Source organism: Pseudomonas saudiphocaensis (genome assembly GCF_000756775.1).
GTDB classification, from domain to species: Bacteria; Pseudomonadota; Gammaproteobacteria; order Pseudomonadales; family Pseudomonadaceae; genus Stutzerimonas; species Stutzerimonas saudiphocaensis.
This window is the reverse complement of sequence record NZ_CCSF01000001.1, coordinates 767,013-788,029: the sequence shown is the minus strand read 5'-3', so window position 1 is coordinate 788,029 and position 21,017 is coordinate 767,013. Positions and strand designations below refer to the sequence as shown.

The following is a 21,017-nucleotide window of genomic DNA, read 5'->3' as shown; positions in this document are numbered from 1 at the left end:
CCGCGAGCACGGCGGCTGGCTTCCGTGGGAGCGACGCCCCCGGCGCGAAGCTTTTGATTTTTGGCGAGCTCTCTTCTTTCGCTGCGAGGGCGCCCCGATCAAAAGCTCGCAAACAAGTTCGCTCCTACAAAAAGCGGCCAAGCCCCTCGGGGTTCACCTGTAGGAGCGGCCTTGGCCGCGAGCCTTTTAGAGGTTCTGGTAACGATTCATATCCAGCACGCCCGCTTCTACCGGATCGGTTTCATGGAGGTAGCGTGTCAGGTCGTTGAAATGCGCCCAGAAATCCGGATGGGTACGGCGTATGCCCCAACGCTCAACGATGCGCTCGAAGGCCACCTGGTCCTTCACCTGCTCCATGGCAGCGACAAACGCCGGCACTTCCCTGGCGTTCATGCTGAAGATGAAGTTGGGGTAGCTACTGAGCACACCGGGATACACCGTCAGGGTGTCCATGCGCGGCTTGTAGCGGTAGGCCTCGCCGAACATGAACGCCACATTGGTGTGCGCCCGGTTGCGCAGCAGGCTGTAGATGGCTCGCGGCTCGTCATCATGCTCGACCCGCAGCATGGTCGCCTCGGGTAACCAGTCAATGACCTTCAGGCTGGCCGCAACACGATTGGTCAGTCGGCTCAACGCCTGCTCGGTGGCTTGTCGCGCAACGCTCTGCAGCTGGTGATAGCAGTGGCTGGTGCGGCAGCGATTGATGGGGTCAGGGCTGACGTTGATCTCCGCATGACGCTGCAGCAGCTGCCAGGCGAAGCTCTTCAGGGGGTCGTGCTGCAGCTGCAGGGTCGTCGCTGTGGCCGTGTCGATCTTCGTATAAGCCAGCCATAGCTTGAGCTGGCCGCTTCTGTCGTACCAGTCATCGAGAATCGCCTGGCGCGAATCGGCCGGCAGCAAGCGCAGAAAATTCAATTCAGCGCCATTACGGATCAGATCGAAATACAGTCGCGTCTGGCCCTGATGCGAGACATTGCCGAATACGTCGAAATTCACCACCAGCTGGTAGTAGGTGCGTTCCAGCAGCGGGAAGTCCATCCACCAGAGCGTCTGCGGAATCTCGCCGATCAGGCCCTTTCTGACCGAAGCGCTGTCGTGCTGGCGAAACACGCTGAGCAGCGCATCGTCGTTGCCGCTCCAGATATGGTCCCAGCGGGCCGGCGTCTCGGTGTAGGCCTGCTTGCGCAGCTTCTCGTACTGGTTGCGTTTTTCCTGATAAATGCGCCAGAAGCTCATCAGCCCGCTGAGGTTGTCGATCTGCCCCGGCATGGCCAGCAATGGCGTGGTCTGGCGCTGGTAGTCGAGGTCGGTCAGATAGCGATCGTGCTGCGGGTCCTGAAACAGCACCCAGAAATTGTCGCGGATCACGTCCGTGGCGATCTGCCCGCGGCACACGGGGCCCCGGATAAAGGTGCGGACAAAATACTCGGCGTTATCCAGCATGAACTGATAGCGCGATCGTGCCGGGATCGCCTGGAAGGTGTGGAAGGGGTTTGCGCGATGATAGGTGCCATACCCCGGAAGCGCATCGAGCGCCCAGTCTTCACCGAAAAACAGCTCCTGCACCCGGGCCAGTTTCCGTGAATCGAGGGGATAGGTGATATGCGTCTTGTGCACGATCACACCCTCCACCGGACGAATTCGGTAGAAGAATGACCGGCCCGGATCATCGTTGGGGCGGCGCGTGGCGATCACATCCACCGGCTGGCCGGCAGGCGTGCGCGAACGCACCAGCTGGAAGAAACGACCGCTGTTGCCGTCGTCGAAATACAGATGGGCGATGAACAGGTGCTCATAGAGCCAGCGGCTGACCAGGGCCTGCCGGTCGCCCGGAGCATTGAGCATCGCTTCCCATTCGGCGATCTGCCTGGCTTCGCTGGCCGAGGGCTGCAATGGCTTCAGGTCGATCGGCGCACCCTGCTCGATCCAGTTCTGCAAAACCGTGTATTCGGCGTCTTCAAGCCCCGTTACCGCGAAGGGCATTCCGCCGTGCGGGTTGGCCTCCGCATAGGCGTCGAATTCACTGGGCATCGGGCACTGGTTTTCGCGGTTGATGCTGATATCCAGAGTGGCCGGCAGCTTGCTGTTGGGCGGCAAGGGATCGGCTTTTCCCAGCTCCAGCATCCGCGCCAGCAGCGCAGCCTGGCTGTCCGCAGGTGCCAACACTGAATGGAAGTCACGCTGGCGCCATGCGGCCTCCCCATGGGCATCCATATGGAGACGTGTGGTCATCTGCGCCTCGCTGCGGGTGCCGTTGTACACCGGCAGCTTGCTGGCGCCGCGCAGCACACCGGCATCGCTGCCCAGGTTGAGCTGGCAGGGCGCGTCGTAGCAGGCATGGCAAGCCACGCACTTGGCAGTGAAGATCGGCTGTATATCGCGCTGGTAAGACAGGCTTTCAGCACGAACAAGACCACATGCAGCCAACAGCAGCCCTGCAAGAATGGCGTGACGCTTCATGGGACAGCTCCTGAAAAACAGCCGGCATGGTAGCCAACCTGCCGTGTCCAGGCTAACGCCGCAGAAGTCATCAACGTAGGGCCGAACTTGTTCGGCCTTGGCCCCACAGGCGGCCGAAACAAGTTCGGCCCTGCATATCGATGGGCCCGCCAGGTAGCTTCCGTCATCTGTCGCCGACGCGCGTACCGGACGTCCGCGAACATGAATCTTACTCATGCAAAATCGCGAGCGATCAAAAAACATGCAGCCTTGCTATCATTCGCACCCTTCGTAATCCGCTTCTTCAGGTAGTCCAATGTCCAATCGTAACGACCGTCTCCAGGCCCTCCAGCAAGCGCTCCAGGAGCGCATCCTGATTCTCGACGGTGGCATGGGCACGATGATCCAGAGCTACAAGCTGGAGGAAGCCGATTATCGCGGCGAGCGCTTCGCTGACTGGCCGCGGGATGTCAAAGGCAACAACGACCTGCTGATCCTCAGCCGCCCCGATGTCATCAGCAGCATCGAGAAGGCTTACCTGGATGCCGGCGCCGACATTCTTGAAACCAACACATTCAACGCCACCCGCATTTCCCAGGCCGATTACGGCATGGAGTCGCTGGCATACGAGCTGAACGTCGAAGGGGCACGCCTGGCGCGCCAGGTCTGCGACGCCAAGACCCTGGAGACCCCTGATCGCCCTCGCTTCGTTGCCGGCGTCCTTGGCCCGACCAGCCGCACCTGCTCGCTGTCGCCGGACGTCAACGACCCGGGCTTTCGCAACGTTACCTTCGACGAGCTGGTGGAGAACTACAGCGAAGCGACCCGCGGCCTGATCGAAGGCGGCGCAGACCTGATCCTGATCGAAACGATCTTCGACACCCTCAACGCAAAAGCGGCGATCTTTGCCGTTCAAGGCGTTTTCGACGAGCTGGGCTTCGAGTTGCCGATCATGATTTCCGGCACCATCACCGATGCCTCCGGCCGCACCCTCTCCGGCCAGACCACCGAAGCTTTCTGGAACTCGGTGCGCCACGCCAAGCCCATCTCGGTCGGCCTGAACTGTGCGCTGGGCGCCAAGGAACTGCGGCCTTACCTGGAAGAACTCGCCAACAAGGCCGATACCCACGTTTCCGCGCACCCCAACGCCGGCCTGCCGAATGCGTTCGGTGAATACGATGAAAGCCCGGAGGAAATGGCGGTAGTCGTCGAGGAGTTCGCCGCCAGCGGCTTCCTCAACATCATTGGCGGCTGCTGTGGCACGACCCCGGCGCATATCCAGGCCATTGCCGAAGCCGTGGCCAAGTACCAGCCGCGAGTCATCCCGGATATTCCCAAGGCGTGCCGACTGTCCGGCCTGGAACCGTTCACCATCGACCGCAACTCGCTGTTCGTGAACGTCGGCGAACGCACCAACATCACCGGTTCCGCCCGCTTTGCCCGGCTGATCCGTGAGGAAAACTACACCGAGGCACTGGAGGTGGCCTTGCAGCAGGTGGAAGCCGGCGCCCAGGTAATCGACATCAACATGGACGAGGGCATGCTCGACTCCAAGGCGGCGATGGTGCGCTTCCTCAACCTGATCGCCGGCGAGCCGGACATTTCCCGTGTGCCGATCATGATCGACTCCTCCAAATGGGAGGTGATCGAGGCGGGCCTGAAGTGCATTCAGGGCAAGGGCATCGTCAACTCGATCTCCATGAAGGAAGGCGTCGAGGAGTTCAAGAAACACGCCAAGCTATGCAAGCGCTACGGCGCCGCCGTGGTGGTAATGGCCTTCGACGAGGTTGGCCAGGCCGATACTGCCGCGCGCAAGAAGGAAATCTGCAAGCGCAGCTACGACATTCTGGTCAACGAGGTGGGCTTCCCGCCGGAAGACATCATCTTCGACCCGAACATCTTCGCCATCGCCACCGGCATCGAGGAACACAACAACTACGCGGTGGACTTCATCGAGGCCTGCGCCTATATCCGCGATGAGCTGCCGTATGCGCTGACCTCCGGCGGCGTATCCAACGTGTCCTTCTCCTTCCGTGGCAACAACCCGGTACGCGAGGCGATTCACTCGGTATTCCTGCTGCATGCAATCCGCAACGGCCTGACCATGGGTATCGTCAACGCCGGCCAGCTGGAAATCTACGACGAGATTCCCAAGCAGCTGCGTGACGCCGTCGAGGACGTGGTGCTCAATCGCAATGCCAATGGCACCGAGGCGCTGCTGGCCATCGCCGAGGACTACCGCGGCGGCGGCGCCGTCAAGGAAGTGGAAAACGAGGAGTGGCGCTCGTTGCCGGTGGAAAAGCGTCTGGAGCACGCGCTGGTCAAGGGCATCACTACCTTTATCGTTGAAGACACCGAGGAATGCCGCCAGCAGTGCGCGCGTCCCATCGAGGTCATCGAAGGCCCGCTGATGGCCGGCATGAACGTGGTCGGCGACCTGTTCGGCTCGGGCAAGATGTTCCTGCCCCAGGTGGTCAAGTCCGCCCGGGTGATGAAGCAGGCCGTCGCTCATCTGATTCCCTTTATCGAAGCGGAAAAAGGCGACAAGCCGGAAGCCAAGGGCAAGATCCTCATGGCCACGGTCAAGGGCGATGTGCACGATATTGGCAAGAACATCGTCGGCGTGGTGCTGGGCTGTAACGGCTACGACATTGTCGACCTCGGCGTGATGGTGCCGGCGGACAAGATCCTCAAGACCGCCATTGAGGAAAAATGCGACATCATCGGCCTCTCCGGCCTGATCACTCCTTCGCTGGATGAAATGGTCCATGTCGCCCGTGAAATGCAGCGCCAGGGTTTCACTCTGCCCCTGATGATCGGCGGCGCCACCACTTCCAAGGCGCATACGGCGGTGAAGATCGACCCGCATTACAAGAATGATGCGGTGGTCTATGTCACCGACGCCTCGCGCGCCGTGGGTGTGGCCACGACATTGCTGTCGAAGGAAATGAAGCCGGACTACACCAGCAAGATTCGCGAAGAGTACGCCATGATCCGCGAGCGCACGGCGAATCGTGCCTCCCGTACTCAGCGCCTGAGCTATGCCCAGGCCATCGAGGCCAAGCCGCAGTTCGACTGGGCCGATTACGCACCGGTGAAGCCGAGCTTTACCGGCGCCAGGGTGCTGGACGATATCGACCTGCGCACACTGGTGGATTACATCGACTGGACGCCGTTCTTCATTTCCTGGGATCTGGTCGGAAAGTACCCGCGCATCTTCGAGGACGAGGTGGTAGGTGAAGCCGCCAGCAACCTGTTCAACGATGCCCAGGTCATTCTGAACAAGCTGATCGACGAGAAACTGATCAAGGCTCGCGCGGTGCTGGGCTTCTGGCCGGCCAACCAGGTCGCCCACGATGACCTGGAAGTCTACGGCGACAATGGCGAACGACTCGCCACACTGCACCACCTGCGCCAGCAAACGGTGAAGACCGACGGCAAGCCGAACTTCAGCCTGGCCGACTTCGTCGCGCCCAAGGACAGCGGCATCACCGATTACGTCGGCGGTTTCATCTGCACCGCCGGCATCGGCGCCGAAGAAGTGGCCAAGGCCTATCAGGACGCCGGCGACGACTACAACTCGATCATGGTCAAGGCACTGGCCGACCGCCTGGCCGAAGCCTGTGCCGAATGGCTGCACGAACGCGTGCGCAAGGAACACTGGGGGTATGACAAGGACGAGCAGCTGAGCAACGAGGAGCTGATCCGTGAGCAGTACCAGGGCATCCGCCCTGCCCCGGGCTATCCGGCATGCCCCGATCACACCGAGAAGAAGACCCTGTTCGCCCTTCTCGACCCTGCCGCCGAGTTCAACAAGGCCGGGACCAGCGGCGTGTTCCTTACCGAGCATTACGCCATGTTCCCCACTGCCGCCGTCAGTGGCTGGTATTTCGCCCACCCCAAGGCGCAGTATTTTGCCGTTGGCAAAGTCGACAAGGACCAGATCGAAAGCTACTCGCAGCGCAAGGGACAGGACATCGAAGTCAGTGAACGCTGGCTGATGCCGAACCTGGGTTACGACATCTGATTGGAGCCCCCATGACCGACACGCTCTATCTGCTGGACCAACTGGAAACCGCTGACATGCTGGAGATCGACGGCCTGCATGCCAGCGACTTCAGCCTCGACGAGCCGCTGCTCGATGAGGCTGAAGCGGCTGCCGAGGCCGACCAGCCCTTTGCCAGTGAAGCGACCGTCCTGCGCATCGAGGCCGTTGATGGCCGCGAGCGCCGGCAATGGCAGTTCAGCTACAACCAGGTAATGGAAGCGCTGTATCAGCCCGAAGACGACAGCTGGCAACTGGAAGGCGATCATGTGATCAGATGCTTCGCAGCCATCGGTGCCGAAGGCGACGACTGAAGTTGCGGGATCTAGGGGGCCGGCATGCAGGATGAATATGAAGCACCTCCATCCGTGCCCCTGGGAACGGTGATCGCGCAGCGTACCCTGCATACCGAAACCGGTGGTGACGTGACGATTTCTATCGGCCAGCCGGTGCATATCGGCGACGGCTGGGACTGGGCCTGCCCTTACCTGATCGAAGGGCTGCAAACGCCGATACAGCACCGGGTATTCGGTATCGATGCCCTGCAGACCTTACAGCTGGTTTCAGTCTCGATCCGCGACAAGCTGGAGCAATGCGGCGAGCGCCTGAACTGGCTGGATGATGACTACTGGCAGGCCGGCTTTCCCATGCTGCTGCAGTCCTACGGCGACAGGCAGATCGAGGAAAGCTGCTGAAGCTGCTGGAGCAAACCCTCACCCCTTGAGTCGTCTTTTCCTTACTTGCAGCGGGATCACGTCGCGGTGATCCGATGCCAAGTCACTCACCGTTCAACCGAGCCACTCATGTCTGTTCTGGAAATCATCGCCTCAACCCTCGGCGTCATCGCCGTATGGCTAACCGTCCGCCAAAATCCATGGTGCTGGCCCATCGGGCTGGTAATGGTATCGCTCTACGCCTGGTTCTTTTTCGAGGCGAAACTGTTCTCCCAGGTTCTGCTGCACGCGGTGTTCGCCCTGCTGCAGCTATACGGCTGGTGGCAGTGGACGCGAGGCGACACAGGTCGGGGCGGGCGAAAGGTCAGTTGCGCGAGCGCCCAGGAAGTACTGATTGGCCTTGCCGTTGCCGCACTGGTCGCGGTGCTATTGGGTGCCTTGATGGCGCGCTATACCGATGCCCAGTTTCCCTGGCCCGACGCCACGCTGACGGCCTTCAGCCTGCTGGCGCAGCTCGGAATGGCGCTCAAACGCGTGCAGTGCTGGCTGCTGTGGATAGTCGTTGATGTGCTCTACGTGGGGTTCTTCGCCTGGCAGGACTACTGGCTTACCGCAGGGCTTTATGGACTGTTCACCCTGCTCGCGATCATGGGGCTGCGTGAATGGCGTCAGGTACTGGTAATCGCGCGATGAAGGTATTGGTGCTCACCGGGCCTGAGTCCGCCGGCAAAAGCTGGCTGGGTGCGCGTCTGCAACAGCATTTTGGCGGTTTGCTGGTGGGCGAGTACGTGCGTGACTTCATCGACACCGAGCAGCGGGACACCTGCCTGGCGGACATTCCCACCATCGCCCGCGGCCAGCTGGCACTTGAGGACGCCGCGCGTCAGCAAGCGCCACACCTGTTGATCCTCGATACGCATCTGCTGAGCAATATGCTCTGGAGCCAGACGCTGTTCGGCAGTTACCCCGCCTGGCTGGAGGACGAGCTGCTGCAGCGGCCCTACCATCAGCACTTGCTGCTGTCACCTGAGGGCACCGACTGGCATGACGATGGGCAGCGCTGCCAGCCGGATCTGGCTGAGCGGCTGAGGTTCTACGACGATTGCCGGGCCTGGCTGAGGACACATTGTCAGCCCTTTGTGGAAATCGGCGGTGACTGGGCTGAGCGTGAGCGGCAAGCGTTTTCGCATACCCGCGCGCTGTTGGGCATTTAGCGGCTGGCTGGTTCCTGCCGCAGCAACAGCACGATGGCAACCACCACCAGCAAGGCACCCGGCGCCCAGTGCCAGCCCATTCGGGCCGGCTGGTCGAAGAACAGCAACAGCATCGAGACAAAGGGCACCAGATAGCTGTAGGCCGTGACGGCACCGGGCGTCAGCACCGAGGTAGCACGTTGCTGCAGGAAAAAGGTCATGGCGCTGGAAAATACGCCCAGATAGGTCACCAGCAGCAGGTCCAGAAGGTTCATTCTCAGCAACGTCCCGGGTGATTCCCAGAACAGCCCCATCAAACCGATCAGGACAGCACCGCAAACCAGGCTCCAGAAGGTACGCAGCCCGGCCTGCTTCGGCAGCACGCCACGGGCCAGCCCCCATTTGCTCAATACCGGATAGAGCGCTGACGCCACACAGCCGAAAAAGAACCCCAGCTCGCCCAGCCCCAGCTGCATGCCGGCGAAGTTGCCGCCGTTTTCCGCCCAGGCCAGGCCCAGCGCGCCGCTGGCGCCCAGGGCAAGAACCGCCAGCAGCCGGCCTGCCGGTTGCTCGACGCCCAAACCGCGCCCCAGGCAGTAGGCCAGTAACGGCACGCTGACGAACAGCGTCGCCATGGATAAGGCAGTGACTCGATGCGCGGCCCAGAACATGGTGCCGAAGAAGCCGGCCAGGCACAGCCCCATCAGCGCGTAGAGCAACAGGGTCGAGACCCTCGGCAGGCCTTCGCTCTGCTTCCACGCCAGCGGCGCCAGCACCAGGGCCGCGATGGTGAAACGCATACAGGTCAGCAGCAACGGCGGCAGGCCTTCACCGAGCAGGCCAACCGCCGGAAACGACAGGCCGACGAACGCCGCCCACAGCAGCATGCCGAGATGGGCCAGCGTAGTGCGCGAGGTCGTTTCAGGCATAGGCGTCGAGATAAGGGTGGACAGGAGTTATCGCAGTTCCGAAGGTGAGTTGCGTACGATCTTGATGCTATGGGTCAACGCCGGTTTGCGGGTCACGCTGATGGCCCGACGCGTTACGGTGTCGATGGTGATGTTCCAGAAACCGGTGTTGGGGACTTTGATCTTTGCCGGAAACTTGTCGAACGCACCGCCGTGGTAGGCATGACGTCCGCCATTTCTGAAGCTGCGAAAGTTCTTGTCGTTCATCAGGCGAATATTGCAGGGCTGCGAGCACTCGATGATCACATAGTCATCTTCATTGAGGTGTTCGCGTTGGTGAATGAACTTCATGTACCGCTCCGGACCGCATTGCTGGGAAAGGCGGAAGATTAGGGGCTGTTGCCGTATCAGCGCAATCCGCGTTGCTGCGCAACCCGAAGGGCCGAGCCGGCGCGGACGTGGTGAAACGACCACAGATCCTTCATGCACGGTATCTGGCTCGGCGGCTGTCAGCTTAGGACCTGTTGTTGGAAAGCAGGTTGCACCAGTTCTTGCGACCTGAATTCATAGATAATGCGCCGCGCTTTTTTCGAGGTCATGCCATGTCCGCCCCCTGCTCCGCCGATGCCGCATCTCCTGCGGCCCGCAACGCTACCCGCGTTGGTTTTTTCATGGCGGGCTTCGGGCTATCCATCTGGGCGCCCCTGGTGCCCTATGTGCGTGGACGTATCGAGATGAGCGATGCGCTATTCGGCTCGCTGCTGTTGTGCATTGGCATCGGCTCGCTGAGCTGGATGCCGCTCTCGGGGGTGCTGGTGAACCGTCACGGGATACGGCCGGTGGTGCTTGCCAGCGTCGCATTCCTGGCTTTGGCCCTTGCTGCGGTGGCATTGACCGATTCGATCTGGGTCCTGGGCCTGGCGCTGTTCTGTCTCGGCGGTAGCCTGGGCGTTATCGATGTGGTGCTGAACATTCAGGGCGTACTTATTGAGCGCGAGACCGGCAGGCGTCACATGTCCAACTTTCACGGCATGTTCAGCCTGGGCTCGATCTGCGGTGCGCTGGCCTTGACCCTTGCGCTAAGCCTTGGGCTGGCTCCAGAAACCGGCACGCTGCTGATGATGGCCCTGATTGTGCTGGCCAATCTGCTGGTAGCTCGCGGCTTTCTGCGTGACCGCGCGCCTGCGGGTGGCATGGCGTTTGTCCGGCCCACAGGCATGGTTTTGCTGGCCGGCGCCCTGTGTTTCGTCGTGTATCTGGCAGAGGGCGCCGTGCTGGATTGGAGCGCACTGTATCTGACCGAACGGAAAGCCCTGGATACGGCCTTGGGCGGTCTGGGGTACGCCAGTTTTGCGCTGATGGTGACCATCGCCCGCTTCACCGGCGCCCCGCTGATCCATGCCCTGGGTACGGCGCGGGTAATCAGCCTGGGCGGTTTGCTCGCCGCCGTCGGCATTGCCATAGGGCTGTTCACGGAACATTGGGCGTTCGCGTTGCTGGGCTACGGGCTGTGCGGGCTGGGCTGTGCCAACGTCTCGCCAGTGCTGATTTCCTCGCTGAGCCGGCAGCAGATCATGCCGGTACACCAGGCCGTGACTGCCGCCACCACCATCGGCTTTGCCGGGGTACTGGCCGGTCCGGCACTGATGGGCCTGGTCGCCCACTACGCGTCACTAACTCTGGCGTTCGGTCTGGTTGCCCTGATGCTCGCCGGGCTGGTCCTGGGCAGCCGCCGTTTCGCCGAATGAATCTGGCGGGCCGCCCGCTGCGCGCATAGAATGCGCGCCCTATGCGTATTCCCCACATCCACCAACAACTGGCCGACATTGGCGCCAAGCCCGTACACATTGGCCGGATGACCCGTGCCTGGCTCCAGGGCCAGCCACTGGACGCAGGTATTCGCCACCAGAAAAGCGAAGACTTCCTGCCCCTGTCGGTACGCAATGGCCTGCCTGCGGTCAGCACGGTGGTGGAGGGGCTGGCACGTTTGAGCTCCGAACATCCGGCAGCGGACGGTTCCGCCCGGCTGTTAGTGGCATTGGCCGACGGCCAGATGGTAGAGAGCGTGCTGCTGCCGCGTGGCGGTCTGTGCGTTTCCAGCCAGATCGGCTGTGCGGTGGGCTGCGTGTTCTGCATGACAGGCAAGAGCGGCCTGCTACGCCAGCTAGGTAGCGCGGAGATCGTCGCTCAGGTTGCCCTCGCCCGCCGTTTTCGCCCGGTGAAAAAAGTGGTGTTCATGGGCATGGGCGAGCCGGCACACAACCTCGACAACGTGCTCGAAGCCATCAATCTGCTGGGCAGCGAAGGCGGCATTGCACACAAGAACCTGGTTTTCTCCAGCGTGGGTGATCCGAGGATTTTCGAGCAACTGCCACAACAGAAGATCAAGCCAGCTCTGGCACTGTCGCTGCACAGCACCGATGCAACGCTGCGCGAGGCGCTGCTGCCCCGTGCGCCGAAGATCGATCCGGCAGAGCTGGTCGAGTTGGGCGAAGCCTATGCGCGGCTGGTGGACTATCCGATCCAGTACCAATGGACGCTGCTCGAAGGGATCAACGACAGCCAGGCGGAAATGGACGGCATCATCCGGCTGCTCAGGGGCAAGTTCGCCATCATGAACGTCATCCCCTACAACAGCCTGGACGATGACGCCTACAAGCGGCCCAGCACGGACCGCATTCACCAGATCATGCGCTACCTGCACGAAAACGGCGTGCTGACCAAGGTACGCAACTCCGCTGGCCAGGATATCGATGGCGGCTGCGGCCAATTGCGTGCCCGTGCCGAACGCGCCCGCAAGGGACCGAGAAAAATTGCCAGCGCTTGAGGCACCACCTGCGCCGCTGCCGGTCTTAACGGACCCATTCTGACGAGAACCGATATGCACACCTTGGAACGGCTCCAGCGCGGCGAGCTTTCAGGCATCAGCCGACTCGATCTCTCGGCCGGCCTGACGCAGTTTCCCGAAGAAATCTTCGATCTGGCCGACAGCCTGGAAGTACTCAATCTCTCCGGCAACCAGCTTTCGAGCCTGCCGGATAACCTGCCACGGCTGAAGAAGCTGCGCATCCTGTTCTGTTCCGACAACGCCTTCGAGGAAGTCCCGGCGATCCTGGGCCAGTGCAGCGCGTTGGAAATGGTGGGCTTCAAGGCCAATCGTATCCGCCACCTGCCTGCCGCAGCGCTGCCGCCGAAACTGCGCTGGCTGATCCTCACCGATAACCGGCTTGAACAACTGCCAGAGGAAATCGGACACTGCGAGCGATTGCAGAAGCTGATGCTGGCCGGCAATCGCCTGCAGTCATTGCCGGCGTCGCTCGCCAACTGCCATCAACTGGAATTGTTGCGCATCGCAGCCAACCAGCTGCCGGAACTGCCCGACTGGCTGCTGGATATGCCGCGTCTGAGCTGGCTCGCCTTTGCCGGCAATCCTTTTAGCGACGCCATGGAAGCCGAGGTGCTGGCGCAACACCCTGTGCCGCCGATTCAACGTGATCAGCTGGCTCTGGGCGAGGTAATTGGCCAGGGCGCTTCAGGCGTGATCCATGGCGCCACTTGGCAAGCCCCTCACCAACCAGCCAGGGCAATGGCCGTCAAACTGTTCAAGGGCAGCCTGACCAGCGATGGCCTGCCCCACAGCGAAATGGCGGCATGCATTGCAGCCGGCGAGCACTCCAATCTGGTTCGAGTAGCCGGGCCCCTGGCTGAGCAGGAAGAGGCTCCGCCAGGTTTGCTGATGGAGCTGATCGATCCCGTCTTCCAGGTACTCGCTGACCCGCCATCGCTCGCCAGCTGCACGCGAGACTGCTATGCGCCGCAGCAACGCTTTACCGTCGATCAGGCTGTGCGCATCGCTGCCGGGGTGGCCAATGCCATCACGCACCTGCATGGGCGCGGCATTCTTCATGGCGACCTTTATGGGCACAACCTGCTTGTCGATCCCTCGGGAAAACCCTTGCTGAGCGACTTCGGTGCCGCTTCTTTTCACGACCCGCTTAGCGAGCAGGGGCGGAAGTTGCAGCGACTTGAAGCAAGGGCGTTCGGCTATCTCTTGGAAGAACTGCTGGATCGTTGCGACAGCGCTAACGACTCGCGCCTGAAGCAAATGACCCGCCTCAAGCACCAGTGCCTGGGCAGCCCCGCAGAGCGCCCTGACTTCATCAGTCTGGCCCAGGCTCTGCAGGCGATCGGCTAGGGTCTACGGCGCGAACGCCTGCGCTGTATCAGCAGGTCGGCTGGCCTGCGGTGTATTTATCCGCCGGGTCGATTGCAGCGCCCAGATCGCGGATGGTTTTGGCGCCGATCAGCAGCGGGTAGCTGAAATGGCTGCGATCAGTGAGGTTTACCTCGGTCTCACGGAGTTCGCTGCCAATGCACAGCTGCATGCTGATCAGCGGACGTTCGACCCGGGGCGGCTCACCGTCGAGATCGACCTCATCCAGCTCTTCGGCGCGCGACTTGATCTGGCTGACACCGATCAGAGGCATTTCGTAGAGCGTGTCGTCGGCGTTTTCAACGGCCAAACGGAAGCGAATCCAGTCTTCACCGTCGCGCTGAAAGCGTTCGATATCGCGCGCCGACAGCGATGCGGTCATGGCCCCGGTGTCCATCTTGGCAGGCAGGACCTTGCCAATCTCTTCAACCTTGATGTGTTCGTAACGGCCGTACAGAACGGGTTCAGCGGCAAATGCAGGAAGCGCCAACAACCCGGTAAGAAAAAGAACGCGAGACAAAACAGGCTCCTTCATGCTGATAGTGGACACTATCGATAGCCATCCTGCCGTTGCGTTCAATCCATCCCCTTACAAAACGTTTCGTTCGTGGGTCACGATTTATCCGATACCGAGCGTAAACATCCGGCCCCACCGCTATTATTCACTCCTTTTTCAGCATCCGGCCTCACCATGACCCCACCCGACTCGACCCAAAGCACTCTCGAGCACGACCCCTTCGTGATCGGGCTGAAGCAGCGGCTCCCCGAAGAGCTGCGTGACAGCTTCTCCGACGAACAGCTACGCGGCTTGCGCAGTGCGCTCGCCACTCGTTCCTGGGCACGGCACAAGCTGGACCTGCGCGGAACCTTCTCGCTCTGGCGAACCCAGTACTATTTCGTGGTGATTGGCGGCCGCAACAAGCGCAACCTGTCACGCGCACAGGAAAAGCTTTCGATGGCAGCCAAGGCGGGCGCGATTACGCTGTTCCTGTTCTTCTCCGCGCTGCTGGGTTTTGTCGCGCTCTATGTTCTGAAATCCGCTCTGGGCATCGACCTGCTGCCCAACCATTCCCTGGGCTTGTGGGACTGGTTCAAGGGCAACCGTTGAAGTGCAAGCTCAAACTGCGCTTAGCCGCAGCAGCGTGTGCCCCAGCCCGATGCCGTCGACTTGCTCGTCGATAGCAAAACCGGCCTCCTCGACAATGGCCAGGAAGTCGTCACTGCGATAAAAGCGGCTGTTGCCGTTGGCCAGACAGGTGAAATACAGCGAAGTGGCATTGAGGCTGTAAGCCGCCGCTTCGAACTGCTGGCGGTCCCAGAACAGTTCCAGAATGTAGACGCTGGCTTCCGGCCGCATGGCAGCGCGAACCCGACGCAGAATGCGCAGGATCTCCATGGGCGAGAAGCAATCGAGAAACTGGCTCATCCACCAGACATCGGCGTTCTCGGGCAGCGCCTGGCTTTCGTCGAGGATATTCATCGGATGGCCGTGAATCCGGTCGGCGAAGCCCTGCTCGCGAGCGTTTTCCATTGCCAGGGCAAGCTGACGTGGCAAATCCACGATGGTGACTTCGACCTCAGAGTCATGAGCGCAACACTGCAATGACCAGCGGCCGGTATTGCCGCCGATATCGACGATACGTTTGGGCTTGCGAGCGAACACTCGCTTGAGCAGCTCGGGAAAAGCCTGGTCACTGTAGTAATGGTCAAAGGCAAACCAGCTCTGCCGCGGCGGCTCAGGCAGCTGAGCCAGACCTTCATAGATGTTCGGCCAATCGCCCAGCTCTTTCAGGCCTTCAGGGCGACCGTTGCGGATGGCCGCGCTTAGATGCGTCATCGCTCGGTAACAGACGTCGGCGGTGAAATCCATGTTGATGCGCGTCATCGCATCGTGCAGCAGAAAATGACCGATGCGTGCCAGCCGGTAGGCATCGCCCTGACAGGTTACGATCAGCGCACTCAAGCCCATGTCCAGCAGCACCTTTACGCCGTACTCGGATACTCCACTGCCGGCGGCCACCTGCTTCGCTGTCAGCCCCTGGGTACCGGCCTCGTCGAGCATTGCCAGAATGCCCAGCTCTAGAAGGCTGCGCGCCGCCTGGAAAGCCACCGGTGCAAACGCCAGTTTTTGTGCCTGCTCCTTGGCCTGCAGAGCTGTCAGGGGGTCCAGATCGTAATGACTCAAAAGTGCATCTCCTTGCCTGAATGAGACCCTGCGGAAAACAACCGCAGCGTGCAAACACGCAGTCACCAGCTCTCGATACTGATCACGGCGAGCGCGGCGCATGATGCCCAGTCCATGGAGCGCATTCCATGACTAGACTCCTGCTAAACACATTTATTGTTTCGAGGTAAACCATGAGTGACAAGCAGGAACGCAAGGCGCTTACGCTCAGGCAGATGCTGCAAAGCATCCTGGCGGGTGCACTGGGGGTGCAGAGTGGCAAGAATCGCGCACGGGATTTCGATCAGGGCAAACCCGCGCACTTCATCGCGCTGGGTCTGGCTTTTACCCTGCTGTTTATTCTGGTGATACTTGGTGTCGTAAAACTGGTGCTTTATCTGGCAGGGATATGACAGTACGAGGGCTTGAGCAGCCGACTACTGCTGGCTGACCCAAAATACCGCAGTTGCCACTGCAAGAAGGATCAGTACAAGAATGGCGGTGGCATCCGCCCTGCTATCGTTGCCGCGGTTGGAGTGTTCGCCCATGTTCTTTTCCTTTCTTCGACCTTACCTGCAGAACAGTTAAGACCAACCCTGCAAGGCCCACCACTTCCGGCTGTCCAAATACCCAAAAAGCACCATTTGGTTCTAAACATATTCCCAAACATCACTTTTGCGCATAACCAGGAACTGGTATCGTGCCGCCCTTCCCTCACTGGGTGCGCGGCCGTGCGCGCGACAAGCTGTAGACAGGACCCCCCATGTACGTTTATGACCAGTACGACCAACACATCATCGAAGACCGCGTACATCAGTTCCGCGATCAGATTCGCCGCTACCTAGCCGGCGAACTCACCGATGCCGAGCTCCTGCCACTGCGCCTGCAGAATGGCTTGTACATCCAGCGTTATGCGCCAATGCTGCGTGTTGCAGTGCCCTACGGCCTGTTGTCCTCCACCCAGTTGCGCAAACTGGCGGAGATCGCACGCAACTACGACAAGGGCTATGCCCACATCAGCACTCGGACCAACGTGCAGTTCAATTGGCCGCAGCTTGAGGACGTACCGGATATTCTGGCCGAGCTGGCCACGGTGCAGATGCACGCAATCCAGACCAGCGGCAACTGCATTCGTAACACTACTACCGACCAGTTCGCTGGCGTGGCCAAGGATGAACTGGTCGATCCCCGTCCCTGGTGCGAGATCATCCGTCAGTGGTCGACCTTCCACCCGGAATTTGCCTTCCTGCCGCGCAAGTTCAAGATCGCCGTCAACGGCGCAGTAAGCGATCGCGCGGCAATTGAAGTTCACGATATCGGCCTTGAAGCGGTACAGAACGAAGCCGGCGAGCTGGGCTTCCGCGTATCCGTTGGTGGCGGCCTGGGCCGTACGCCCATCGTTGGCAGCTTCATCAACGAATTCCTGCCCTGGCAGCATCTGCTGACCTATCTCGATGCCATCCTGCGTGTGTACAACCGCTATGGCCGTCGCGACAACAAGTTCAAGGCGCGCATCAAGATTCTGGTCAAGGCGCTCACGCCGGAAGTCTTCGCCGAGCGCGTCGAGGCCGAGTGGGAATACCTCAAGGACGGCCCCAACACGCTGACCGAGGCTGAGGTCGAGCGCATCAGCAAGTTCTTTGTCGATCCGACCTACAAGGTGCTGGAAGACCAGACCGAAGCCCTCGCCCAGCTGGACGCCGAGCACCCCGGCTTTGCCCGCTGGCGTCAGCGCAACGTGGTGGCACACAAGAAGCCCGGCTATGCCGCCGTCACCCTGTCACTGAAGAGCACTGGCGTTGCGCCCGGCGATGTCACCGACAAGCAGATGGACATGATCGCTGATCTGGCCGACCGCTACAGCTTTGGTGAAGTACGCAACTCCCACGAGCAGAACATGATCCTCGCCGACGTCGAACAATCGCGTCTGTTCGAGCTGTGGCACGAGCTGCGCGAGCTCGGAGTGGCCACACCGAACATCGGCCTGTTGACCGACATCATCTGCTGCCCCGGTGGAGATTTCTGCTCGCTGGCAAACGCCAAGTCGATCCCTATCGCCGAAGCCATCCAGCGCCGCTTCGAGGACCTGGACTACCTGTTCGACATCGGTGATCTGGATCTGAACATCTCCGGCTGCATGAACGCCTGTGGTCACCACCATGTTGGTCATATCGGCATTCTCGGCGTGGACAAGAAAGGCGCGGAGTTCTACCAGGTCTCCCTCGGCGGCAGCTCGGGCCGCGACGCAAGCCTGGGTCAGATTCTCGGCCCGTCCTTTGCTCAGGATGCGATGCCCGACGTAATTGAAAAGATCATCGACGTTTATGTGGAGCAGCGTACAGAAGATGAACAGTTTCTCGACACCTTCCGCCGCATCGGCATCGACCCCTTCAAGGAGCGCGTCTATGCAGCGAATCATTAAAGGCGAGCAGGTCATCGACGAAAGCTGGCACCTGCTGCCCAAAGAGGTGACGCTGGAAGAGCTGTCCAACTGCGACGACCTGCTCGTGCCTCTACAGCTGTGGCGCGAACACGCCCACGCGCTGAAAGCTCGCGATGGCGGGCTCGGCATCTGGCTCGACGCCGATGAAGCCGTGGAAGAGATTGCTGATGATCTGCAGTATTTCCAGGTCGTGGCGCTCAACTTCCCGGTCTTCACCGACGGTCGCCACTACTCCAGCGCGCGCCTGCTGCGAGAGCGCTATGGCTACAAGGGCGAGATTCGCGCGATTGGCGATGTCCTGCGTGACCAGTTGTTCTATATGCGCCGCTGTGGCTTTGATGCCTTTGCCGTACGCCCGGATCGCGACCCCTATGATGCTCTGCAAGGCCTGAAGGACTTCTCCGTCACCTATCAGGCTGGCGTGGATGATCCGTTGCCGCTGTTCCGACGCCGCCAGGGCTGAGCAACCATAGCAAACCCGTAGGAGTGGCCTTGGCCACGAGCTTTTGCTTTTACAAGCTGAAGCCCTGCTGGAAAACACGCAGAAGCCAGCCAAAGAAAAACCCGCCTCGGCGGGTTTTTCTTATTGGTACATCCAGAAGTTTGGATGATCGCCTGAGGGCACCTGTTCGGACTGTTTGGAGGCGAAGGTTTCCCGGATTTTCCTTACCAGTGTTTTCATGTCGATTCCTGTTGTTGCGTTGGGAGTGGCGTTAGCTTCTCTCAATCGATCACAACAGGCGAATCGACAATAACTATAGCCCTTATAGTTCAGGCTCACCGCAGGCTCAGTCGAGGCGGACCAGCATGCGCCCCACCTGTTGGCCGGCCAGGATACGCTCGATCGCTGCGGGCAGCTCATCCAAAGCAATTTCCTGCACCAAAGTATCCAGGTCCGGCAGTTTCCATTGCAGGGACAGCTTGTCCCACATGGAAGCTTTGACAACCAGCGGGATTTCCACCGAGTCGACACCCAGCAAATTGACACCACGCAGGATGAATGGCAGCACGCTGGCCTGGAAGCCGACACCAGCGGTCAGCCCGCAACAGGCGGCGCTAGCGCCACGCTGCAACGACTTGACCACGTTGAACAGAATATCGCCGCCCACCGTGTCTACGGCACCGGCCCATTGCTCCTTAAGCAGCGGCTTCTCCACTCCGGCCTGCAACGCACTGCGCTCGACCACCTGGCTGGCGCCAAGGCCCTGCAGAAACTCCGCCTGATCGGCCTTGCCAGTGACTGCCGCGACCTTGTAACCGAGCCGGGCAAGGAGCATTACAGCAATACTGCCGACGCCTCCGGTAGCCCCTGTGACCAGCACGGGCGCCTCGCCGGGTTCCAGCCCTGCCTGCTCCAGCTTGTCGACGCACAGCGCGGCGGTCAGGCCTGCAGTGCCGAGAATCATTGCCTCACGCAGAGAAAGACCGCTGGGGCGCTTGATCACCCAGGCAGCCGGCACGCGGATGTACTGGCCGAAACCACCGGCGGTGTTCATTCCCAGGTCGTAGCCGGTGACGATCACCTCATCGCCGGGAGCGAACTCAGCGACACTGGACTCGGCCACAGTGCCAGCGGCATCAATGCCGGGCGTATGCGGATAGTTGCGAGTCACGCCACGATTGCCGCTGGCAGAGAGCGCATCCTTGTAGTTGAGCGATGAATAGCTGACGCGAATCAGCACCTCGCCGGCGGGAAGGTCGGCCGTGTTGCGCTCGACCACCTGGGTAATAAAACGGCCTTCGGCGTTTTCGCTGACTTGCAGTGCTTTGAAACCAGTCATTAGTTACCCCGTAATTGTTATTGCCAGAATCGTTGTTCGTTAAGCCGGCTCCAGACCTTGAGCAGCCCACGGCTCATCACTGAGCCCGCGGCCATACCGAATCGCTCGGGCAGGCTTTTCTTCTCTGCATAGTGCAGCTGGAACAGGTCCGCCTCCTGCGAACGTGCAGCCAGGTACTCGTCGCTGGTCTTGAGTTCATCGACCAGACGCTTCTCAAGCGCCGAGACGCCCAGCCAGACCTCGCCGGTGGCCACCTCATCGATATCAAGCGGCTGGCGGTAGCGCGAAACGAAGTTCTTGAACAGTTCATGGGTGGTTTCCAGGTCTTCCTGGAACTTCTCCCTGCCCTGCTCGGTGTTTTCGCCAAATACCGTCAGGGTGCGTTTGTACTCACCTGCGGTCAGCATTTCGTAGTCGATTTCATGCTTTTTGAGCAGACGGTGAAGATTGGGCAGCTGCGCCACCACACCAATGGAACCGAGTATGGCGAAGGGTGCACTGAGTATCTTCTGCCCGATGCAAGCCATCATGTAACCGCCGCTGGCCGCCACTTTGTCCACGCAGACCGTCAACGGCACCCCGGCGTCGCGGATGCGCACCAGCTGCGATGCCGCCAGGCCATAGCCGTGCACCATGCCGCCACCGCTTTCCAGACGTAGCACCACCTCATCCTGTGGCGTTGCCAAGGTCAGCAGCGCGGTGATCTCGTGACGCATGCTCTCTACTGCGGACGCCTTGATGTCACCGTCAAAATCCAGGACGAACACACGAGGTCGGTTCTGCGGATTCTTCTTGGCCAGCTTCGCCGCTTTTGCTTCGCGCTTGCGCTGCTGCTTGAGCTGGTCCTTATCGATCAGCGACTGCTCCAGGCGCTCGCGCATGGACTTGTAGAAGTCGTTGAGCTTGTGCACTTCCAGATGGCCACCCGCAGGTTTGCCGCGGCCACGTCGCAGCGAAGCGATTGCCACCAGCACCATCACAACCGCGATTACCAGCGTTACGGTTTTCAACAGAAAGCTTGCATAGTCAGCAAGAAACTCCACAGACCCTCCTCGGATTACGTATGGCGCCAGCGAAACCCGGCGAGACTCGAACTGGCCAAGCATACCGACCGCAAGGGCGATGGAGCCAGCATCGGGCAATTCAAACAAACGTAT

19 protein-coding genes are annotated in these 21,017 nt (G+C 60.7%); 12 read left to right on the top strand and 7 right to left on the bottom strand.

Annotated features, from left to right (window positions below; translation table 11 throughout):
- Window positions 1-186: 186 nt before the first annotated feature.
- The gene (locus BN1079_RS03725) at window positions 187-2,460 is read right to left on the bottom strand and encodes a fatty acid cis/trans isomerase (protein WP_037022395.1); all 2,274 of its coding nucleotides are present in this window, start codon (window positions 2,458-2,460) and stop codon (window positions 187-189) included.
- A gap of 295 nt (window positions 2,461-2,755) precedes the next feature.
- Between BN1079_RS03725 and metH the strand changes: the two genes are divergently transcribed.
- The 5 genes from metH to BN1079_RS03700 all read left to right on the top strand — a co-directional run bounded on the left by metH (window position 2,756) and on the right by BN1079_RS03700 (window position 8,372).
- Window positions 2,756-6,466, top strand: coding sequence for a methionine synthase (gene metH / locus BN1079_RS03720; protein ID WP_037022394.1), 3,711 nt, complete (start codon window positions 2,756-2,758; stop codon window positions 6,464-6,466).
- Between the two features lie 11 nt (window positions 6,467-6,477).
- The gene (locus BN1079_RS03715; RefSeq protein ID WP_037022393.1) at window positions 6,478-6,798 is read left to right on the top strand and encodes a DUF5629 family protein; all 321 of its coding nucleotides are present in this window, start codon (window positions 6,478-6,480) and stop codon (window positions 6,796-6,798) included.
- 24 nt (window positions 6,799-6,822) lie between these two features.
- The gene (locus BN1079_RS03710; protein WP_037022391.1) at window positions 6,823-7,179 is read left to right on the top strand and encodes a DUF6968 family protein; all 357 of its coding nucleotides are present in this window, start codon (window positions 6,823-6,825) and stop codon (window positions 7,177-7,179) included.
- Between the two features lie 108 nt (window positions 7,180-7,287).
- Entirely contained in the window at window positions 7,288-7,851 is a 564-nt protein-coding gene (gene pnuC, locus BN1079_RS03705) for a nicotinamide riboside transporter PnuC (protein ID WP_037022390.1), read from the top strand.
- Complete coding sequence (locus tag BN1079_RS03700) at window positions 7,848-8,372, top strand: AAA family ATPase (protein WP_037022389.1); 525 nt, start codon at window positions 7,848-7,850, stop codon at window positions 8,370-8,372. The genes pnuC and BN1079_RS03700 overlap by 4 nt, the downstream gene beginning before the upstream one ends.
- Here the strand turns inward: BN1079_RS03700 and BN1079_RS03695 are convergent.
- Both BN1079_RS03695 and BN1079_RS03690 read right to left on the bottom strand, forming a co-directional pair.
- Complete coding sequence (locus BN1079_RS03695) at window positions 8,369-9,280, bottom strand: DMT family transporter (RefSeq protein WP_081950802.1); 912 nt, start codon at window positions 9,278-9,280, stop codon at window positions 8,369-8,371. The genes BN1079_RS03700 and BN1079_RS03695 overlap by 4 nt on opposite strands.
- A 27-nt stretch (window positions 9,281-9,307) precedes the next feature.
- Window positions 9,308-9,610 carry a DUF1883 domain-containing protein gene (locus BN1079_RS03690; protein WP_037022387.1) on the bottom strand — a complete coding sequence of 101 codons (303 nt, stop codon included), beginning with the start codon at window positions 9,608-9,610 and terminating at the stop codon, window positions 9,308-9,310.
- Between the two features lie 251 nt (window positions 9,611-9,861).
- Between BN1079_RS03690 and BN1079_RS03685 the strand changes: the two genes are divergently transcribed.
- Genes BN1079_RS03685 through BN1079_RS03675 form a run of 3 tightly spaced genes read left to right on the top strand, consistent with a single transcriptional unit; the run spans window position 9,862 to window position 13,454 of the window.
- Window positions 9,862-11,007 (top strand): MFS transporter, encoded by a 1,146-nt coding sequence (locus BN1079_RS03685; protein WP_037022386.1) that lies wholly within the window; start codon window positions 9,862-9,864, stop codon window positions 11,005-11,007.
- A 41-nt stretch (window positions 11,008-11,048) separates the two neighbouring features.
- Complete coding sequence (locus BN1079_RS03680; RefSeq protein ID WP_037022385.1) at window positions 11,049-12,086, top strand: RNA methyltransferase; 1,038 nt, start codon at window positions 11,049-11,051, stop codon at window positions 12,084-12,086.
- Window positions 12,087-12,140: 54 nt separating this feature from the next.
- Window positions 12,141-13,454 (top strand): leucine-rich repeat-containing protein kinase family protein, encoded by a 1,314-nt coding sequence (locus tag BN1079_RS03675; protein WP_037022383.1) that lies wholly within the window; start codon window positions 12,141-12,143, stop codon window positions 13,452-13,454.
- Window positions 13,455-13,482: 28 nt separating this feature from the next.
- Here the strand turns inward: BN1079_RS03675 and rloA2 are convergent, their stop codons facing one another.
- The gene (gene rloA2 / locus BN1079_RS03670) at window positions 13,483-13,992 is read right to left on the bottom strand and encodes a retropepsin-like aspartic peptidase RloA2 (protein WP_037022382.1); all 510 of its coding nucleotides are present in this window, start codon (window positions 13,990-13,992) and stop codon (window positions 13,483-13,485) included.
- A 171-nt stretch (window positions 13,993-14,163) separates the two neighbouring features.
- Between rloA2 and BN1079_RS03665 the strand changes: the two genes are divergently transcribed.
- Entirely contained in the window at window positions 14,164-14,580 is a 417-nt protein-coding gene (locus tag BN1079_RS03665; protein ID WP_037022381.1) for a hypothetical protein, read from the top strand.
- A 9-nt stretch (window positions 14,581-14,589) separates the two neighbouring features.
- Here the strand turns inward: BN1079_RS03665 and BN1079_RS03660 are convergent, their stop codons facing one another.
- Entirely contained in the window at window positions 14,590-15,657 is a 1,068-nt protein-coding gene (locus BN1079_RS03660) for a class I SAM-dependent methyltransferase (RefSeq protein WP_037022379.1), read from the bottom strand.
- Window positions 15,658-15,830: 173 nt separating this feature from the next.
- On the opposite strand from BN1079_RS03660, the gene BN1079_RS03655 reads away from it, so the two are divergent.
- The 3 genes from BN1079_RS03655 (at window position 15,831) to BN1079_RS03645 (ending at window position 18,542) form a co-directional block, all read left to right on the top strand.
- Complete coding sequence (locus BN1079_RS03655) at window positions 15,831-16,049, top strand: DUF2970 domain-containing protein (RefSeq protein WP_037022378.1); 219 nt, start codon at window positions 15,831-15,833, stop codon at window positions 16,047-16,049.
- 350 nt (window positions 16,050-16,399) lie between these two features.
- The gene (locus BN1079_RS03650; RefSeq protein WP_037022377.1) at window positions 16,400-18,058 is read left to right on the top strand and encodes a nitrite/sulfite reductase; all 1,659 of its coding nucleotides are present in this window, start codon (window positions 16,400-16,402) and stop codon (window positions 18,056-18,058) included.
- Window positions 18,042-18,542, top strand: coding sequence for a DUF934 domain-containing protein (locus BN1079_RS03645; RefSeq protein WP_037022375.1), 501 nt, complete (start codon window positions 18,042-18,044; stop codon window positions 18,540-18,542). The genes BN1079_RS03650 and BN1079_RS03645 overlap by 17 nt, the downstream gene beginning before the upstream one ends.
- A 325-nt stretch (window positions 18,543-18,867) precedes the next feature.
- Here the strand turns inward: BN1079_RS03645 and BN1079_RS03640 are convergent, their stop codons facing one another.
- Window positions 18,868-19,860, bottom strand: a complete 993-nt coding sequence (locus BN1079_RS03640) for a YhdH/YhfP family quinone oxidoreductase (RefSeq protein WP_037022372.1) — start codon at window positions 19,858-19,860, stop codon at window positions 18,868-18,870.
- 17 nt (window positions 19,861-19,877) lie between these two features.
- Window positions 19,878-20,903 carry a protease SohB gene (gene sohB, locus BN1079_RS03635; RefSeq protein ID WP_037022369.1) on the bottom strand — a complete coding sequence of 342 codons (1,026 nt, stop codon included), beginning with the start codon at window positions 20,901-20,903 and terminating at the stop codon, window positions 19,878-19,880.
- Window positions 20,904-21,017 lie beyond the last annotated feature (114 nt).

Excerpts from the sequence above, each read along its gene's own strand:
- BN1079_RS03725 (WP_037022395.1), bottom strand. The coding sequence starts at position 2,460 with ATGAAGCGTCACGCCATTCTTGCAGGGCTGCTGTTGGCTGCATGTGGT.
- metH (WP_037022394.1), top strand. The coding sequence starts at position 2,756 with ATGTCCAATCGTAACGACCGTCTCCAGGCCCTCCAGCAAGCGCTCCAG.
- BN1079_RS03715 (WP_037022393.1), top strand. The coding sequence starts at position 6,478 with ATGACCGACACGCTCTATCTGCTGGACCAACTGGAAACCGCTGACATG.
- BN1079_RS03710 (WP_037022391.1), top strand. The coding sequence starts at position 6,823 with ATGCAGGATGAATATGAAGCACCTCCATCCGTGCCCCTGGGAACGGTG.
- pnuC (WP_037022390.1), top strand. The coding sequence starts at position 7,288 with ATGTCTGTTCTGGAAATCATCGCCTCAACCCTCGGCGTCATCGCCGTA.
- BN1079_RS03700 (WP_037022389.1), top strand. The coding sequence starts at position 7,848 with ATGAAGGTATTGGTGCTCACCGGGCCTGAGTCCGCCGGCAAAAGCTGG.
- BN1079_RS03695 (WP_081950802.1), bottom strand. The coding sequence starts at position 9,280 with ATGCCTGAAACGACCTCGCGCACTACGCTGGCCCATCTCGGCATGCTG.
- BN1079_RS03690 (WP_037022387.1), bottom strand. The coding sequence starts at position 9,610 with ATGAAGTTCATTCACCAACGCGAACACCTCAATGAAGATGACTATGTG.
- BN1079_RS03685 (WP_037022386.1), top strand. The coding sequence starts at position 9,862 with ATGTCCGCCCCCTGCTCCGCCGATGCCGCATCTCCTGCGGCCCGCAAC.
- BN1079_RS03680 (WP_037022385.1), top strand. The coding sequence starts at position 11,049 with ATGCGTATTCCCCACATCCACCAACAACTGGCCGACATTGGCGCCAAG.
- BN1079_RS03675 (WP_037022383.1), top strand. The coding sequence starts at position 12,141 with ATGCACACCTTGGAACGGCTCCAGCGCGGCGAGCTTTCAGGCATCAGC.
- BN1079_RS03665 (WP_037022381.1), top strand. The coding sequence starts at position 14,164 with ATGACCCCACCCGACTCGACCCAAAGCACTCTCGAGCACGACCCCTTC.
- BN1079_RS03655 (WP_037022378.1), top strand. The coding sequence starts at position 15,831 with ATGAGTGACAAGCAGGAACGCAAGGCGCTTACGCTCAGGCAGATGCTG.
- BN1079_RS03650 (WP_037022377.1), top strand. The coding sequence starts at position 16,400 with ATGTACGTTTATGACCAGTACGACCAACACATCATCGAAGACCGCGTA.
- BN1079_RS03645 (WP_037022375.1), top strand. The coding sequence starts at position 18,042 with ATGCAGCGAATCATTAAAGGCGAGCAGGTCATCGACGAAAGCTGGCAC.
- BN1079_RS03640 (WP_037022372.1), bottom strand. The coding sequence starts at position 19,860 with ATGACTGGTTTCAAAGCACTGCAAGTCAGCGAAAACGCCGAAGGCCGT.